The sequence below is a fragment of the Chryseotalea sp. genome, assembly GCF_057350905.1.
Genome location: NZ_JBMRCF010000009.1, coordinates 124,122 through 140,812 on the forward strand (window position 1 = coordinate 124,122; position 16,691 = coordinate 140,812).

General features: G+C 41.0%; 12 protein-coding genes. 5 read left to right on the forward strand and 7 right to left on the reverse strand.

Going from position 1 to position 16,691, the window contains the following annotated elements:
- Window positions 1–88: 88 nt before the first annotated feature.
- Window positions 89–1,327, forward strand: coding sequence for an ornithine--oxo-acid transaminase (gene rocD, locus ACO1XM_RS13375; protein WP_486229780.1), 1,239 nt, complete (start codon window positions 89–91; stop codon window positions 1,325–1,327).
- A gap of 233 nt (window positions 1,328–1,560) precedes the next feature.
- Here rocD and ACO1XM_RS13380 read toward each other — a convergent pair whose 3' ends face one another.
- The 6 genes from ACO1XM_RS13380 to ACO1XM_RS13405 form a co-directional block, all read right to left on the reverse strand.
- Complete coding sequence (locus ACO1XM_RS13380; RefSeq protein ID WP_486229782.1) at window positions 1,561–2,373, reverse strand: DUF4097 family beta strand repeat-containing protein; 813 nt, start codon at window positions 2,371–2,373, stop codon at window positions 1,561–1,563.
- A 45-nt stretch (window positions 2,374–2,418) separates the two neighbouring features.
- Window positions 2,419–3,312, reverse strand: coding sequence for a DUF4097 family beta strand repeat-containing protein (locus ACO1XM_RS13385; protein ID WP_486229784.1), 894 nt, complete (start codon window positions 3,310–3,312; stop codon window positions 2,419–2,421).
- A gap of 41 nt (window positions 3,313–3,353) precedes the next feature.
- Entirely contained in the window at window positions 3,354–4,130 is a 777-nt protein-coding gene (locus tag ACO1XM_RS13390) for a HEAT repeat domain-containing protein (protein ID WP_486229786.1), read from the reverse strand.
- A gap of 1 nt (window position 4,131) precedes the next feature.
- Window positions 4,132–4,686, reverse strand: a complete 555-nt coding sequence (locus ACO1XM_RS13395) for an RNA polymerase sigma factor (RefSeq protein ID WP_486229788.1) — start codon at window positions 4,684–4,686, stop codon at window positions 4,132–4,134.
- Window positions 4,687–4,886: 200 nt separating this feature from the next.
- Window positions 4,887–5,402 (reverse strand): ribosome maturation factor RimM, encoded by a 516-nt coding sequence (gene rimM / locus ACO1XM_RS13400; RefSeq protein WP_486229790.1) that lies wholly within the window; start codon window positions 5,400–5,402, stop codon window positions 4,887–4,889.
- A gap of 81 nt (window positions 5,403–5,483) precedes the next feature.
- The gene (locus ACO1XM_RS13405) at window positions 5,484–6,011 is read right to left on the reverse strand and encodes a 30S ribosomal protein S16 (RefSeq protein WP_486229792.1); all 528 of its coding nucleotides are present in this window, start codon (window positions 6,009–6,011) and stop codon (window positions 5,484–5,486) included.
- Between the two features lie 187 nt (window positions 6,012–6,198).
- Between ACO1XM_RS13405 and ACO1XM_RS13410 the strand changes: the two genes are divergently transcribed.
- The 3 genes from ACO1XM_RS13410 to lpdA all read left to right on the forward strand — a co-directional run bounded on the left by ACO1XM_RS13410 (window position 6,199) and on the right by lpdA (window position 12,018).
- Window positions 6,199–8,922: a 2-oxoglutarate dehydrogenase E1 component gene (locus tag ACO1XM_RS13410; RefSeq protein WP_486229794.1), complete on the forward strand. Its 2,724-nt coding sequence runs from the start codon at window positions 6,199–6,201 to the stop codon at window positions 8,920–8,922.
- A gap of 82 nt (window positions 8,923–9,004) precedes the next feature.
- Window positions 9,005–10,543, forward strand: coding sequence for a 2-oxoglutarate dehydrogenase complex dihydrolipoyllysine-residue succinyltransferase (odhB, locus tag ACO1XM_RS13415; RefSeq protein ID WP_486229796.1), 1,539 nt, complete (start codon window positions 9,005–9,007; stop codon window positions 10,541–10,543).
- 77 nt (window positions 10,544–10,620) lie between these two features.
- Window positions 10,621–12,018, forward strand: coding sequence for a dihydrolipoyl dehydrogenase (gene lpdA, locus ACO1XM_RS13420; protein ID WP_486229798.1), 1,398 nt, complete (start codon window positions 10,621–10,623; stop codon window positions 12,016–12,018).
- Window positions 12,019–12,202: 184 nt separating this feature from the next.
- Here lpdA and ACO1XM_RS13425 read toward each other — a convergent pair whose 3' ends face one another.
- Window positions 12,203–13,384 (reverse strand): lipoprotein N-acyltransferase Lnb domain-containing protein, encoded by a 1,182-nt coding sequence (locus ACO1XM_RS13425; RefSeq protein WP_486229800.1) that lies wholly within the window; start codon window positions 13,382–13,384, stop codon window positions 12,203–12,205.
- A 246-nt stretch (window positions 13,385–13,630) separates the two neighbouring features.
- On the opposite strand from ACO1XM_RS13425, the gene ACO1XM_RS13430 reads away from it, so the two are divergent.
- Window positions 13,631–16,657 (forward strand): SusC/RagA family TonB-linked outer membrane protein, encoded by a 3,027-nt coding sequence (locus tag ACO1XM_RS13430; RefSeq protein ID WP_486229802.1) that lies wholly within the window; start codon window positions 13,631–13,633, stop codon window positions 16,655–16,657.
- Window positions 16,658–16,691: the final 34 nt, after the last annotated feature.

Consider the following 16,691-nt stretch of genomic DNA (forward strand, 5'->3'; position numbering starts at 1 on the left):
AAAGGCTTCTTTGGGTTAACCGAATTGGCTTTCAATCCCTTATTTGGTAAATTTGCAACGTTTGCATAAAAGCAAACAAGGCTTTTTTATGGTTGAAACAATTACATCCAGCCGCGAGGCAATTTTACTGGAAGATAAGTACGGTGCACATAACTATCACCCGCTGCCAGTGGTGCTAAACAGAGGTGAAGGCGTTTTTTTGTGGGATGTTGAAGGCAAACGATACTTTGATTTTTTATCGGCTTATAGTGCTGTAAACCAAGGTCATTGTCATCCCCGCATTATTAATGCCTTGATTAATCAGGCTAAAGAACTGACACTAACTTCACGTGCTTTCTATAATGATAAACTAGGTATTGCAGAAAAGTATGTTTGCGAAACTTTTGGCTACGAGAAAGCACTGTTTATGAACAGTGGTGCTGAAGCCAATGAGACAGCCATTAAGTTAGCACGCAAGTGGGGTTATACTAAAAAGGGTATTCCCGATAATGAAGCCGTGATTATTGCGGTGAAAAAAAACTTTCATGGTCGTACTACAACCATTATCTCGGCTTCAACCGATCCATCGGCTCGTAAAGGCTTCGGACCTTTTATGCCAGGTTTTGAAATTGTGGATTATGACAATGTGCCTGCTTTAGAAAAAGCATTGGCCAATCCGAATGTATGTGGCTTGTGGATTGAACCTATTCAAGGTGAAGCAGGTGTGTATGTTCCGGCTGATGGTTATTTAAAATCAGCAGAGCAATTGTGTAAAAAGCACAATGTGTTGCTGATGATGGATGAAATACAAACTGGCATTGCCCGTACCGGTAAAATGTTAGCCTCTGATCATGAGCATGTAAAGCCAGACATGCTGATTTTAGGTAAGGCCATATCAGGTGGGGTATTGCCTGTATCCGTTGTGTTAACCAGCGATGAAGTGATGCTGGTAATTAAACCAGGTGAGCATGGTTCTACCTATGGTGGAAATCCATTGTCGGCAGCAGTCTGCATGGAGGCTTTACAAGTTGTGAAAGACGAGAAGCTTGCTGAAAATGCCGAAAGACTTGGAAAAGTTTTCAGAGAGCGTATGCAGGCCTTTATGAAAAAAACAAGCATGGTGACTTTGGTAAGGGGTAAGGGTTTGTTAAACGCGATTATCATCAACGATACACCAGACAGCGAAACGGCCTGGAATATTTGTATGAAGTTTGCTGAAAATGGTTTACTGGCTAAGCCTACTCATGGTAACATTATTCGCCTCGCGCCACCGCTCGTCATTACGGAAGAACAAGTACACGAGTGTTGTGATATCATTGAAAGAAGTATACTCGCCTTTGCTAAATAACCTACTCCCCCTCAGAGTTTCCCTAAGGGAACTCTGAGGTTATACTTCTCGGTCTGTGTCTCCACAGACCGAAATATGGTTTGTAACAAGGGATAAAGTAATTTTTAACTTAACAAGCAGCGTAACAATACTGGTCTGTGAGGACACAGACCAGGGAAAAGAAATGTTTTGTTCTATATAAAGTAAAGAGAGCTATCCATAACGATAGCTCTCCTATTTTTTGACAATCCAGATTACTTTTTTCTAATCAAAATATCTCCGTTGTAGGTCTTCATCATAAACTCGGGGCCACCGCCATTGATATCGCCCTTTACCCATTCGTCTATGACCACTTTATACACACCTGACTTTGTGTCTTTCTTCTGTATAGGGGCACTCTTTACAAGGGCCACATCAAAATCTGAAAAAACATCACCTTGTTCGGTTCTCATTTTTAATGATCCTTTGAAAGAGGATGGTACAGTGATATCAATGTCTCCATTGTAAGATGAGAAAGACATGGGTGTCCCTTCTGTAATTTTGTCAAAACTGATTTTAACTTCTCCATTATAGGTTGATGCAACAACAGAACCAGAAATTTTATCAGCAGTAATTTTTCCATTGTAGGTTTCCAACTCTACCTGTCCCTGAATGGCACTGGCACTCAGGTCGCCACTGTTATGGCTGCTTAAAGTAACATCAGCGCCAAAGGGTACTTCTACATATAAATTCATTTTATTACTCCACGAGCTTGACTCAATACGAACGCTGTTTTGGTTTTCAGAAACCTCTAAATCCATAGTGCCTCCGCTTATTCTTTTCATTCCTTCTTTACCACCATTATTTTTGGCATTATTATTTTTACTTTCTTCTGAGGAATACCTGACAAGTACATCTTTGCGTGGTGTACCCATTAAAATAATGCCTCCGTAATTGATATCAACTACGAGTTTAATTCGCTTGGCGGGATCACTTAAGGGTACTGTAAATTCTCCATCACTTTGTGCCGTGGCATTGAAGTATAAAAGGAATAAAGTTGTAGTTAGAAATACGATATATTTTTTCATAATGATTGCTATTTTGAATTGATGATTGAATTGTGTGTAAGGTGTTTACATTTCTTTGATATAGACGTTACCATTAAAGGTTTCAAAATCAAGGAGTATACCACCGTCCCCAATGCGGTATCTGGTTCCACCTACCTTATATTTTAATCCTTTGGTACTTTCTTTTTTCTCTATACTCACAGGAACGACTTCGAGTTGTTCAACATTGGTGAAGAGTTCGCCATTATAACTTTCGAAAGCCAGATCCGCTTTTAATCCCTTTTTAAAATTGGCATTGATGTCACCATTTAAAGTATAGTAGCGACTGTCGGCCGGAGGATTACTCACATAGTGTAAGTCAACATTACCATTAATGGTAGACACCTGGGTAGGTCCTGTAATATTATTCAGGGTGATACTTCCGTTTATATTGTTGGCGATCACTGATTTAGTTGTGTTATCGATCCAGACGTCTCCGTTATTAATAGTGGAAGCCATTACATGAATATTTTTAGGGACTTTGATCACAAAGTTCATTTCATATTCATAGGTTTTTTCATATTCCCTGTTGTTACAATCATTCCAGTCATACCCATAACCATTATACTTTTTATTGTTACGTTTAGCATGAACCTGATTGTATTTACCAAAAGCATTGCATAGACCTTTGGTGTATAAAATAAGCGTATCGGCTTTATCAAGAAACCCAAGTGCGATTTCCTGTTTGCCCTGCTCAAGCCTTGCAGCAGTCTTGGCCGCTATTTTCCTTTCTACTTCAATGATAACTTTATCACCATCATAGCCGCTGATTTTCACATCTCCACTGACATTGAAAAGCATAAGTGCGTTGGCATCACTTATCTTTTCGAAGACAAATTCTTTTTTAATGACTTCGCTGAAGGTCTGGGCCTGTAAAAGGCTTCCAGTCATTACCATTATAATTATTAATATATTTTTCATCGTAGTTCTTTTTTAAATACTTGTATTGAACGACACAAGACTTAGATCAGAACTTCCAGGTTTTTTTGAATTCTTTGCTTCACTTCTTCTGGTGTATCATTGCGCTCAAGCACTTTTTCAAATTCTTTTACCGCATTTTTCTCCTGAATAGCAGCCATTAATTCGGCCATGGCCACTTGTATTAAAGGCGATGCTTGTTGTGCTATGGATTTCACCAAAGCCATGCGCACTGCACTATCGCCAACGTACGGTTTTAATGCCTCGAGTGCAGCCAGGCGAACATTGATGTTTACATCATTATTTAAAGTTTTAATCAGTGCTTCTGTCACTTCTTTGCTGGCCTGGGGCATTTCATCGGTAAGACTAACAGCCCGTAAGCGATCGGTAGCGGATTCTTTTTCTAATAATGAAAGCATCATCATCTCTTTCAAATCACTGACTTCCTCTGTTAGTTGCTTTACTTCAGGGGCGGCTGTTCTGTTAATGAACAAGTAAGCCATGAAAAAACCGAGTATGGTAAAGGAAGCTGCGAAAGAAAGCTTTGGTAAGAATGCAGACCAACTCGGCAGTGAAAAGGTAAATTTCTTTTCTTTTCGCTTTTCGTTGGCCAGCATCTTGTAAAAACGATCATCAAGCTGAAGGGAAGGTGATCCGTTATTAATACGCTCAAGTTTGTCTTGCAGCATATCAACATCCTTCAATTGCTCTATTGATACTTCACCGGATTCGAGCAATTGCTCCAATTGTTGTATTTCAGTTGTATCTGCTATGCCGGCATTGTATTTTTTAATCAATTCTTCTACACGATTCCTTTCCATACTACATGCGTTTTTCTAATTGTTGATAAACAGTCTTAAGTTCTTGTAAAGCCCGAAATACTTTTACTTTTACAGTTCCTTCCGAGCATCCCAATACTTCACCTATTTCTTTGTACTTTTTCTCCTGGTATTTGCTAAGTAATAAAATCTCACGTTTATCAGCTGGCAATCTCTCCATCGCCAGCATGAGTAAAGCCTGTTCGTCCTGCTGTTCCAGTTCGTTCGACTTATGCTCATGATGGATTAACTGGTGTTGCCAGTCTTCAACATTTTCTTTGTTTTTGATTTTATCCTTTCGGTAATGATCATGACTCACATTACGCGCAATGTGAAACATCCAGGTTCTGAAACTGCCTTCTCCTGCATCTTGCACATTGTTTTCTGGCAAGCGAAAGAGATGGCGGTATTTTAAAATGCGCAGGAAGGTATTTTGCACCAGGTCTTCGCTGAGTTCCTGATCTTTATTGAGGTTATAGAAAAACCCGAACAGTGGTTTTTTATAGCGTTCAAAGAGCAGGCCCAGTTTATCCAGGTCATTGTCCTTTACCTTAAGCATTAAAGCATTATCCGAAAGTGCTTCCAATCAATGTGTCGTTCGAGTAGGGTAACTCAGCTTTTTAGAAGAGGTTACTTCATGGGGATAAAATTTACGAAGAATATTCCTGATGCTAGGCTAAAGCTAAATTTTTGAGGTGGCAGGTGGTTTTGCCTGGTGAGAAAAGCGCTAAATATGGGTAGGGCATTCGATCTATTCTTTTACAGATCCAATAAGCCTTCTGGTAAGTCTACTTCTATTTTTTTGTTTGATTTGTTTACGCTGATAATAAAGGGTGCGTTAATGGGGATGGCAATTTCTTTTTCACCCTGCAGTACTATGAGCAGGGGATTAACTTCCTCGTTTTCAACACGAGCCACTTTACCCAATAGCCCTGCCGTTGCGTCATTCACCGTAAAGCCAATAACTTCATCGTTGTAGAACTCACCGCGTTTTGATTTTGGCCTTGCTGATTTGGGTAAGTATAAAGAGGAACCCTTTAGCGTAGTGGCCGCTTCAGAAGTATCCACATCTTCAAATTTCACAAAGGCCTTATCGCCTTTGAAAGATATTTCTTCGATAAAGTAAGGAATCAACCTGCCTTTCACTTCAGCAAAAATGGAAGTTATCGCTTCAAAATCATCAGGTGCACCTGGTTCCAGGGCAATGGTTACTTCGCCCTTTAAGCCATGTGTTTTTTGCACATATCCTATTTTAAAGCAGTCTGAAAGCTCCATATTCTTTTGCTGATGATCGTGGTGGGGTAAAAAAAATGCCGATGAAAATCACCGGCATTTTTATAAAAAATTATTTGAAGATTATGCTTCGGTATTTTCTGCAGGAGCAGCTTCACCTTCGGCAGCAGCCTCAACAGCAGGTGTAGCAGCCACTTGCGCTTTCTTGCGAATCGCTTCAGCTCTTGCTTCTTTAACCTTTGTTTCAGCATCCTTACGCGCTTTTGCACTGTCTTGCTTAGACTTAGACACTTTATCGCGTTTCGCTTCAATTTTAGATTGCTTCTCTTTTACCCAGGCTTCCAATTTAGCATTGGCTTGCTCTTGCGTAATAGCGCCTTTTACCACTCCAATTTGAAGGTGCTTGCGTAACATAACACCGCGGTAAGACAACATTGCCTTTACGGTATCAGAAGGTTGTGCACCATTCATTAACCATTCGAATGCCTTTTCATCGTTTAATTCGATGGTGGCAGGAACAGTTAAGGGGTTGTAAGTACCCAGCTTTTCAATGAATTTACCATCACGTGGTGATCTGGCATCAGCTACGACTACATCGTATTTTGCCAGTTTTTTGCGGCCTCTGCGGGCCAAACGGATTTTTACAGCCATTATTTAATTGTTTAGCGGGAGCTCGTCCCATTTTTTAAGGTTGCAAATATAGGTCTTTTCCGTCAGTCAGCAAGCCCGGGTTCGGAAGAATTTATTTGCCTGATAATCAGTAAATAATTGCTTAAGCGAGTACACGGTTTTTTATTCCGTAAAGCCTAAACTACATTTGTTTACTTGAGCTAAAATTATGGATAAGTTCTCTTATATATCAAATTCAGATGTTGGCTACTTAGACCAACTTTTTCAAAGCTACAAAGCTGATCCGCAATCGGTGGACGCGACCTGGCAGAAGTTTTTTGAGGGATATGAATTCTCTCAGCAGCGCTATGGCGAAAATGGTGCTCCGGGGGCAGACTCATTAAATGTTAAAGAAACGCAAGTAAGAAATTTGATTTTTGCCTACCGCTCTTTTGGTCATTTAAAATCGAAGACCAATCCAGTGCGCGAACGCAGAAACCATAATGTTCAGCTCGATCATAAAACTTTTGGACTGACTGATGCAGACCTGGATGCGGAGTTTGATGTGGCGTCCGAAATCGGTATGTCCCGCACATCACTTCGCAAAATAATCGAACGCCTTCAGGCCCTTTACGTTGGCCCGATTGGTTTCGAATATAACTTTATTCGTAATGACGATGTGCGTAACTGGTTTATCGAAAAAATAGAGAAAGGCTATTTCAATTATAACCCATCGCAGGATGAGAAGAAACGCATTCTGGCTAAACTGAACGAAGCTGTTGTGTTTGAAAACTTTTTACACACAAAGTTTTTAGGACAGAAACGTTTCTCTTTAGAAGGTGGTGAGAACACCATACCCGCATTACATGAAATTATTAATAAGTCGGCAGAGCTTGGCGTAAAGGAAGTAGTGATAGGTATGGCCCACCGCGGTCGCCTCAATGTACTATCTAATATTCTAGGCAAAACCTACGAACAGATTTTTACGGAATTTGAAGGCAATGTAAATCCGGACAACCTTACCATGGGTGATGGTGATGTAAAATATCACTTAGGATACGCCAGTCACATTGCAACACCTTCCGGCAATAAAATATATGTGAAACTAACACCTAACCCTTCACACTTAGAAGCGGTTGATCCCCTGGTGTTGGGTTACACACGTGGTCAGATTGACGATGAGTATGGTGGAGACCTGCGTAAGGCGATGGCGATTCTTATACATGGTGATGCTGCTGTAGCCGGACAAGGTATTGTGTATGAAACACTTCAGATGTCTGGTTTGCCAGGCTATACAACAGGGGGTACAATCCACTTCGTTATCAACAACCAGGTAGGCTTTACGACTGATTATGATGATGCCCGTACTTCTATTTACTGTACAGATATTGCCAAGATTGTAGATGCTCCTGTACTTCACGTAAATGGTGACGATGCAGAGGCTGTGAATTTTGCCGCAAACCTCTCCGTAGAGTACCGTCAGAAATTTGGTAAGGATATTTTCATCGACTTACTCTGCTACAGAAGACATGGTCATAACGAAAGTGACGAGCCGAAATTCACACAACCGAAATTATACAACATCATTGCCAAGCATCCGAATCCACGCGAAGTATATGTGAAGCGTTTGGTGGAACGTGGTGATGTTGATGCAGCATTGGCAGATGACCTCGATGCTAAATTCAGAAACCAGTTACAAGATAGACTGAATGAGGTAAAGCAAAAGCCGCTTCCTTACAAACCACAAAAAGTGGAGGAGGAGTGGAACCACATGCGCTGGGCTAAGGCCGAAGACTTTGATCAGTCGCCCGACACCAGCATTAAACCGGCATTGATTGAAAAAGTAGGAAAAGCTTTAACGACTATTCCGGAAGGGTTTAAACCACTAAAGCAAATTGAAAAATTATTGAAAGACCGCAAGGCAGCTTTCTTTGATGATAAAGTGTTGGGCTGGGCAGAAGCAGAATTGCTGGCTTATGGTTCTCTCATCGCTGAGAAAATTCCAGTGCGTATGTCTGGTCAGGATGTAAAGCGTGGTACCTTTTCTCACCGACATGCTTACTTCTTTGATGCTAACACAAATGCGCCATACTGTGGTTTAGATAATATAGAGCAAGGTCAGGCGAAGTTTCATATTTATAACTCTTTATTGTCAGAGTTTGGTGTACTCGGTTTTGAATATGGTTATTCTATGTCAACACCAAATGCCCTTGTTATCTGGGAAGCACAGTTTGGCGATTTCGCCAATGGTGCACAGGTAATGATCGACCAGTTTTTATCGAGTGCTGAATCGAAATGGCAGAGACAAAATGGAACCGTGATGTTATTACCACACGGTTATGAAGGCCAGGGACCTGAACACTCCAACGCACGCCCTGAGCGCTTCTTGCAATTGGCTGCCGAAAACAACATGATTGTTGCTAACCTGACTACAGCAGCAAATATTTTCCACCTATTGCGCAGACAAGTAATGTGGGAATTTCGCAAGCCTTGTGTAGTGATGTCGCCTAAGTCATTGCTAAGACACGAAGGTGTTGCTTCTCCTTTGAAAGATTTCACTTCCGGTACGTTTAAAGAGGTGCTGGATGATCCGAATGCTGTTGCAAAAGATGTGAAGCGTGTAATTCTTTGTTCAGGTAAAATTTTCTTCGACTTACAGGAAGTTCAGCAAAAGAAAAAAATTAAAGATGCGGCCATTGTTCGTCTTGAGCAGTTGCACCCCTTTCCAGAAAAGCAATTGAATGCTGTGTTGAAGAAATACAAGAATGCGAAATTAGTTTGGGCACAAGAAGAGCCTGCTAACATGGGTTATTGGAGTTACATACTCCGCTTTATGGCAAAGGCAGGTTTGGATTTGGTTTCACGTAAGCCAAGTGCTTCACCGGCTACGGGTTATTCTAAAGTTCATAAAATTGAACAGGATAAAATTGTTAACCAGGCTTTTGAGATATAGACACAAGACACAAGACATAAGTATAAAGTAGTAAGACCTTAGAAAATCTAAAATAGTCATTCGTAAATCGTAAATAGAAATTATGGCAATCCAAGTAAAAGTACCTACTGTAGGCGAGTCGATTACCGAAGTAACCATCGCCAACTGGCTTAAGAAGGATGGCGATGTTGTGAAGATGGACGAGATCATAGCTGAGTTGGAGTCAGACAAAGCAACATTTGAATTAACTGCCCCTCAGGCGGGTGTATTAAAGATTGTGAAACAGCAAGGCGATGTTGTGCCGATTGGAGGATTGATTTGTGAGATTGCAGATGGTGGCACGGCAACAGCGACTGCACCCAAAGCAGCAAGTGCTCCGGCATCATCAGCTGCACCCCAAGCAACAGCGGCAACAGCAGCTGCGCCAAAAACAACAGGTGCCATCAAGGAAATGAAAGTCCCTGCTGTGGGTGAATCCATTACAGAAGTAACCATTTCAACCTGGTTGAAGAAAGATGGCGATTTCGTAAAACTCGATGAAATCATTGCTGAAGTAGAATCAGATAAAGCCACTTTTGAATTGCCGGCAGAAGCGAATGGTATTTTAAGAATTGTTGCTAAAGAGAAGGAAACATTACCCATCGGTGGTTTGATCTGCAAGATTGAGGTAATGGAAGGTGCTCAAGCTGAAGCACCTAAAGCTGCGGGCGCTACACCTGCAGCGCAAGCTGTTACGGGTGGTAGCAGTTATGCGGCTGGTCATGCATCACCGGCAGCGGCCAAGTTATTAGATGAAAAAGGTATTGCATCAGGCAACGTACAGGGTACAGGCGTTGGTGGACGCATCACAAAAGAAGATGCGATGAAAGCACAACAAGCACCTGCAGCCGCAAGCAAGCCTGCGGCTCCGGCATCGGCACCAGTAATTGCCAGTGGCGGTAGCAGAGATAAGCGCTCAGAGAAAATGACCTCACTGCGTAAGACAATTTCCAAGCGCCTTGTTTCGGTAAAAAATGAAACAGCCATGCTCACTACTTTTAATGAAGTAGACATGAAACCTGTAATGGAGCTGCGCGCTAAGTATAAAGATAAGTTCAAGGAAAAATACGGTGTTGGCTTAGGCTTTATGTCTTTTTTTACAAAGGCAGTTTGTGTGGCCTTGAAAGAATGGCCAGCAGTTAACGCCCAAATCAGTGGTGAAGAGATAGTGTATCATAACTATTGCGATGTGGCTATTGCCGTATCTACACCGCGCGGTTTAGTGGTGCCTGTCATTCGCAACGCAGAATCCTTATCCTTTGATCAGATTGAAAATGAAGTAATTCGCTTGGCGACTAAGGGTCGTGATGGTAAACTCTCGATTGAAGAAATGCAAGGTGGTACTTTTACCATCACGAATGGCGGTGTGTTTGGCTCTATGCTTTCTACACCTATTTTAAATGCACCACAATCGGCCATCTTAGGTATGCACAATATTGTTGAGCGGCCTGTGGTTAAAAACGGAGAGATTGTAATTCGTCCGATCATGTATTTGGCTCTCTCTTATGATCATCGCATTGTGGATGGGCGTGAGTCGGTGAGCTTCTTAGTGCGTGTGAAAGAATTACTGGAAGATCCGGGAAGATTGATACTTGGTGTTTAATCCCATTCCAGCCTCTGTAAAGTGGGTACTGAATAGAATTTTAAATTTGAAATATTGAACCTGAAATTTAATTAGTGATGCAATACAACGTAGTAGTTATCGGCTCAGGCCCAGGTGGATATGTAGCAGCCATTCGTTGCGCTCAGCTCGGCATGAAAGTAGCCATCGTTGAAAAATACAATACTTTAGGAGGCACCTGTTTAAACGTAGGTTGTATTCCTTCTAAAGCATTACTCGATTCATCAGAGCATTTTCACAACGCTGCGCATACTTTTAAAGAGCACGGTATTGATATCAACGAGCCAAAAGTCAACATTGGCCAAATGATTAAACGCAAAGGCGATGTTGTAAAAGCTAACGTTGATGGTATTGCCTACCTGATGAAAAAAAACAAAATTGACGTGCACACGGGTGTAGGTTCTTTTGTTGATAAGAACACCATTAAGGTGACAAATGAGGGAAAGGAAACAACCCTTACTGTAGAAAAAGTAATTATTGCCACAGGTTCTAAGCCAACACCACTTCCATTCGCTGCTTTCGATAAGAAAAGAATCATCTCCAGCACTGAAGCGCTTGAGTTAAAAGAAGTACCCAAGCACATGATTGTGATTGGTGGAGGTGTAATCGGAATGGAGTTAGGTTCTGTATATGCCCGTATCGGTGCTAAAGTTACGGTAGTCGAATTTTTAGATAGCTTAATTCCAACCATGGATGGAACCATGGGTAAGGAATTGCAAAAGGCGACCAAGAAGTTGGGCATGGATTTTTACCTCGGTCATAAAGTGACGGCCGTGGAAAATAAAGGCAAAGAAGTAATTGTAAAGGCTGAACCAAAGAATGGTGGAGCTGCCATTGAACTGAAAGGTGATTATTGTTTAGTAAGTATCGGACGCAGGCCTTATACGGATGGTCTTGGATTAGATAAAGTAGGTATTGAATTAGATAAAGGTAAAATCCCGGTTGACGATCATTTAAAAACTAAAGTCGATAATATTTACGCCATTGGTGATGTAGTGCGTGGTGCCATGTTAGCACACAAGGCTGAAGAAGAAGGTGTAATGGTGGCAGAACAAATGGCAGGACAGAAGCCACACATTAATTATAATTTAATTCCTGGCGTTGTATACACCTGGCCTGAAGTAGCAAGTGTGGGTTACACCGAAGAACAATTAAAAGAACAAGGTCGTGCGTATAAAACCGGAAGCTTTCCTTATAAAGCTTTAGGTCGTGCGCGTGCGAGTATGGACTTAGATGGATTAGTTAAAATACTAGCCGATAAAACAACAGATGAAATTTTAGGTGTTCACATCATTGGAGCAAGAGCTGCGGATATGATTGCTGCCGGAGTGGTAGCTATGGAGTACCGTGCTTCTGCAGAAGATGTTGCCAGAATGAGTCATGCGCACCCGACTTACATGGAGGCCGTGAAAGAAGCTTGCTTAGCAGCAACAGCCAACAGGCCGCTTCATATGTAATACGGTTTGTCATGGATTAAACAGATGGCTATACCAATGGTAAAGTATAAAGCTACTTCACTAAAAAAACAAACCATTTAATCCTGCAAATTCTTAAATTCAGAAAATCCTGATGCAGACAATTTAAAGGGCCTGCATCAGGATTTAAGGATACCTGATTTATAGATTAATAGCAGATCCATTCTTAGTTTACTTTACGCAGATGATAATTCACCGCACTACGCATAAGCACCACAAGAACGAGGGGCATTAAATTAAGATTTAGTTGCTGAGGTAATAAAAACCAGAACAATATTGCGATAGACAGTATAACATCGTAAACAAGGAAATATTTAATCAACCACGCACGATCTTTAAATAAAGCAAAGGCCACCACTAAGTGAAGCGGGAAGGCCCACAATACATTAAAGTTTACCGCTGCCGCCTTATGATCGGTAAAGAACCACAGAAAGAAAAGTAAACAACCCACCAAGCCGAGTATTCCAAAGAGCAAAGCATCAAACCACTTGCTTAATTTTTTTCTTTTGAAATCCCAGATGCTTAACACTAAAACTAAAATTGCAAAAACTATAAAAACGATGAGCGGATGGAACAGGCTTGACTTTATTTCTTCCTCGCGACTTTCGTAAACGCTTATTGTCTCGCTCACTAAAGGAAGAGAGCCGATAGTGGCGTGGTTAAAGCCAGACTCTATATAGTCAGGCAAAAACATATATTCCTCAGGACTTGCTTTTTTATCCATGGGTAAACCCAGGCAGATATCGATGCCTAAATCGCCCCAAGGCTGATGCTGTAAATAGATATCTGTTAAATCTCTGATGGTATAATCCGTTGTTACATAAGAACCATCAAATTTTACGCTGTCGCTAAAAACAGTAAGCATTACGTCTCTAACCTTGGTAGCACAGTTGTTATAGAAATAATCGTAACGATAGTTTTGATTTTCAGGTAAGCTATTCCATTGCAGGTAGTCGAACAGCTTTTGTTTTTGCGCCTGACTTAGGTTTAGTTTTTGAGCATGTATGTATCGGTTATAATAAATGTAATGATCCCTGAAACGCTCATAATCATGTACTCCGAGTTTATAGTAGAGGTAGCCCCGGGCAAAATTCAGATAAAAGTTCGGCTGATCGAAATCGAACACGCCCCAGTTATAAACATCGTCTAGACCCTCAGTTGCGTCCACCACTCTGATGGCACTATGGCCAAAAGCGGAGTAAAGTTCACCCTGGTATGGGCCCAGTGTTAGAACATAGATTTCTGCATTCCCTGATAATTTATTTTGTGCAGTTCCTGAGAATGGGATAGCCAGACATGAAATAAAAAATGCATAGCGTATAATTTTCTCAGCTTTTGAATGAATCATGACAAATTTATTTGAAAGTAAAGTTATACATAGGGTTAAGTTTAAGCCCAGCTAAAATCAGGCGGAACAACTTATTATGACAAAAGTCAGTAATTAAGAAGATTGTTTCTAATTATCTAATAAGTCAATTCCTTGATTTATATTTTGCAAACAACCTACTGTAAGAAATATTGTTCCAACAAAATTAACAAATTCAAAATAATAGCCGGATATTGGTATTTATTAACCTAACCTAAACTTAAATCTATGAAGAGTACTGTACTATCGTGCTTTCTTGTGGCGCTGTTCGCTTTCCAAAGCGTGCAGGCCCAGGAAAGAAATGTTACCGGTAAGGTGACATCCTCCGAAGACGGTTCTGCACTTCCCGGTGTAAACGTGGTAGTGAAAGGAACCACCAATGGAACTGTAACTGATGTTAATGGTAACTATGCCCTTAGCATTTCTAATGCAAACGCAGCCTTGATTTTCTCATTTATCGGTTTGCGTACCGAAGAAGTAATTGTCGGAGACCGTGCTGTGGTTGACATCTCCCTGGCCCTGGATGTAACGCAGTTATCAGAAGTGGTTGTATCCGGTTTGGCTACAACTGTAAAAAGATCAAACCTGGCTAACTCAGTATCAACTGTATCGGCTAAAGATCTTGTTGGTACGACTTCCCCAATAACTACAGACGGTGCCTTGCAGGGTAAAATTGCAGGTGCCAATATTCAGTCAAATGGCTCAATGCCAGGTGGTGGATTTAACGTACAACTCAGGGGTGTATCTACGCTTGGATCTTCAGCATCGCAACCCTTGTTCATCGTTGATGGTATCTATGTTGATAACAGCCAGTTCTCTAATGGCCGTTCTCAGGCAAACAAGGCTACTGGTGGTTCAGCGGCTTCATCTCAGGATAACAATGCAAACCGCTTAGCCGACCTTAACCCTGATGATATTGAGAACATAGAAATTCTGAAAGGTGCTTCTGCAGCGGCTATTTATGGTACGCGCGCAAATGCCGGTGTTGTTATCATTACTACAAAGCGTGGTAAAGGTGGTAAAACCCAGGTTAACTTTGGCCAGGATATTGGTTTCAGCAAAGCATTAAGTTTTTATGGAGGAGCTGATTGGACAGAACAAAAACTGACTGATTACTTTAACCCTGCTGATATTCCATTATTACAAGCAGCCAAGGCAAACGGAACCTATACAGATTGGGAGAGAGAAGTATATGGAGAGACAGGTGTCATAAAAAATTCTCGTTTAAGTGTAGCTGGTGGAGATCAAAAGACGAAGTTCTATATTAATGGTAGTATTGCTGATGAAACAGGTATCGTAAAGAATACTGGATTTCAGCGCTATTCTGTTAGAGCTAACCTGGACCATAAAGTAACAAAGTGGTTGGATATCTCGATTAACTCAAACCTGGTTCGTACAAATAACGATAGGGGTTGGGCAGGGAATGATAACTCCTATACTAACTATGGATATTCTTTAGCCTACACTAAACCATATGTTAATCTTTTCCCGGATGCACAAGGTAACTACCCACTCAACCCGGTAGGTGAAAACCCTTTAGCAGTTCGTGATAAAGCAGTAAATAATCAAAAAGTAACACGTGTTTTTCAAGGCTTTAATGCAAATGCCTTGCTGATCAACAATGCCAAGACGTCATTAACAGTAAGATATGCCGGTGGTGTTGACTACCAAAATGGTTATTCACTCATTTGGTTACCAACAGATTTGCAATCGCAACAAGCTGAACCTAACCCTGGTTTCGCGCAGGACACACGTACTGAAGTGTTGAACTACAATACACAATTGTCTGCTGTGTTTACTTTGAATGCTATGGAAGATAAGTTAGGCCTGACTACCTCAGCTGGTTTTGTTCAGTTGGGTACCAATGCAAAACTTAGCTACGTGCGTGGCAGAGGCTTACCTGCAGGTGTTTCAAATCCTGGTCGTGCAGACGTTTTCCAATCTGATGTTGAATACATAGAAAACACAGATCAGGGTTTCTTCTTACAACAGGAAGCCAATTACCAAGATAAGATTATTGGTTCTGCTGGTGTTCGTTTTGACAGATCAACACTTAATGGAGATCCTTCACAGTGGTACGCTTTCCCTAGAGGATCAGTTGCCGCTAACATTCATAACTTGGTTACCATCGGTGGTCCTATCAGCCAATTAAAGCTTCGTGTTGCCTATGGTCAGACAGCAGGTTTGCCAACTTTCGGAACACTTTACTCTAGATTAGATAAAGCAGGTATTGGTGGAGAAAGTGGTCTTGTGCCTCAAACAACATTAGGTAATATTAACATTGAGCCGGAGAAAGCTACTGAATTAGAATACGGACTTGATTTTGGATTATTCAAGAACAGAGTAACTGCCGAAATTACAGTGTATAACAAAAAAGTATTTGACTTGATTCAGCCTTTGAATTTGGCTCCGACTACTGGTGTTGTATCAACAAATATCAATGCAGCTGACCTTGAAAACAAAGGTATGGAGTTTACACTCGCAGGCGATGTAGTACGTAATAGCAACTTTAGCTGGAATGTTCAGCCAATCTTCTGGTTTAACAGATCAAAGATCACACGTCTTGATATTCCTGAACGTTTAACAGGAGGCTTTGGTGCAACCTTTGGTCAGTGGAGAGTTAAAGAAGGTTTTTCACCTACACAAATCGTAGGTCAGCCTAGAACTGATCCGGCAGATTTAACTTCATGGACTGTTTATGGTGATCAACAACCTAAATATGAATTCTCATTAAATCAAAGAATTACCTTCTTAAAGAATTTTGAATTCTCTGCATTGCTTAACTATCGTCACAAGTTTACAGTAGTTTCTTTAACACGTGTATTGTGGGATGAAGGTGGAAATACTTCAGACTGGAATTCAACAAGTTTGGGAAGAGATTCTGGTGGTGATATTCCTGCAGATCCAAATGATGTTGCCCCTAATGGTATTGCCCGTCAGAACGTAAATGGTCTTGACGAAAATGGTGACCCTATTGAAGGTTACAACCCTGTACTTACAAGCTTCTTGAAATTAAGAGAGGTTGCACTCTATTACAAAGTTCCTAAGAGTGTGCTTCAATCAACATTTAAAGACAAAGTACAAGGTATAAAAGTGGGTATATCAGGTAATAACTTATTACGCTGGACTGACTATACAGCAGGTTACGACCCTGAAAATTCAAACTTCGGATCTGCAGCACTTGGTAGTGGTGTTGATTTAGGAAGTATCCCTGCAGTAAGAAGGGTCATGTTCCATGTATCTATTGATTTATAATAATCAAATTCAACTAATTGAATTGTATAAAATC

Excerpts from the sequence above, each read along its gene's own strand:
- rocD (WP_486229780.1), top strand. The coding sequence starts at position 89 with ATGGTTGAAACAATTACATCCAGCCGCGAGGCAATTTTACTGGAAGAT.
- ACO1XM_RS13380 (WP_486229782.1), bottom strand. The coding sequence starts at position 2,373 with ATGAAAAAATATATCGTATTTCTAACTACAACTTTATTCCTTTTATAC.
- ACO1XM_RS13385 (WP_486229784.1), bottom strand. The coding sequence starts at position 3,312 with ATGAAAAATATATTAATAATTATAATGGTAATGACTGGAAGCCTTTTA.
- ACO1XM_RS13390 (WP_486229786.1), bottom strand. The coding sequence starts at position 4,130 with ATGGAAAGGAATCGTGTAGAAGAATTGATTAAAAAATACAATGCCGGC.
- ACO1XM_RS13395 (WP_486229788.1), bottom strand. The coding sequence starts at position 4,686 with ATGCTTAAGGTAAAGGACAATGACCTGGATAAACTGGGCCTGCTCTTT.
- rimM (WP_486229790.1), bottom strand. The coding sequence starts at position 5,402 with ATGGAGCTTTCAGACTGCTTTAAAATAGGATATGTGCAAAAAACACAT.
- ACO1XM_RS13405 (WP_486229792.1), bottom strand. The coding sequence starts at position 6,011 with ATGGCTGTAAAAATCCGTTTGGCCCGCAGAGGCCGCAAAAAACTGGCA.
- ACO1XM_RS13410 (WP_486229794.1), top strand. The coding sequence starts at position 6,199 with ATGGATAAGTTCTCTTATATATCAAATTCAGATGTTGGCTACTTAGAC.
- odhB (WP_486229796.1), top strand. The coding sequence starts at position 9,005 with ATGGCAATCCAAGTAAAAGTACCTACTGTAGGCGAGTCGATTACCGAA.
- lpdA (WP_486229798.1), top strand. The coding sequence starts at position 10,621 with ATGCAATACAACGTAGTAGTTATCGGCTCAGGCCCAGGTGGATATGTA.
- ACO1XM_RS13425 (WP_486229800.1), bottom strand. The coding sequence starts at position 13,384 with ATGATTCATTCAAAAGCTGAGAAAATTATACGCTATGCATTTTTTATT.
- ACO1XM_RS13430 (WP_486229802.1), top strand. The coding sequence starts at position 13,631 with ATGAAGAGTACTGTACTATCGTGCTTTCTTGTGGCGCTGTTCGCTTTC.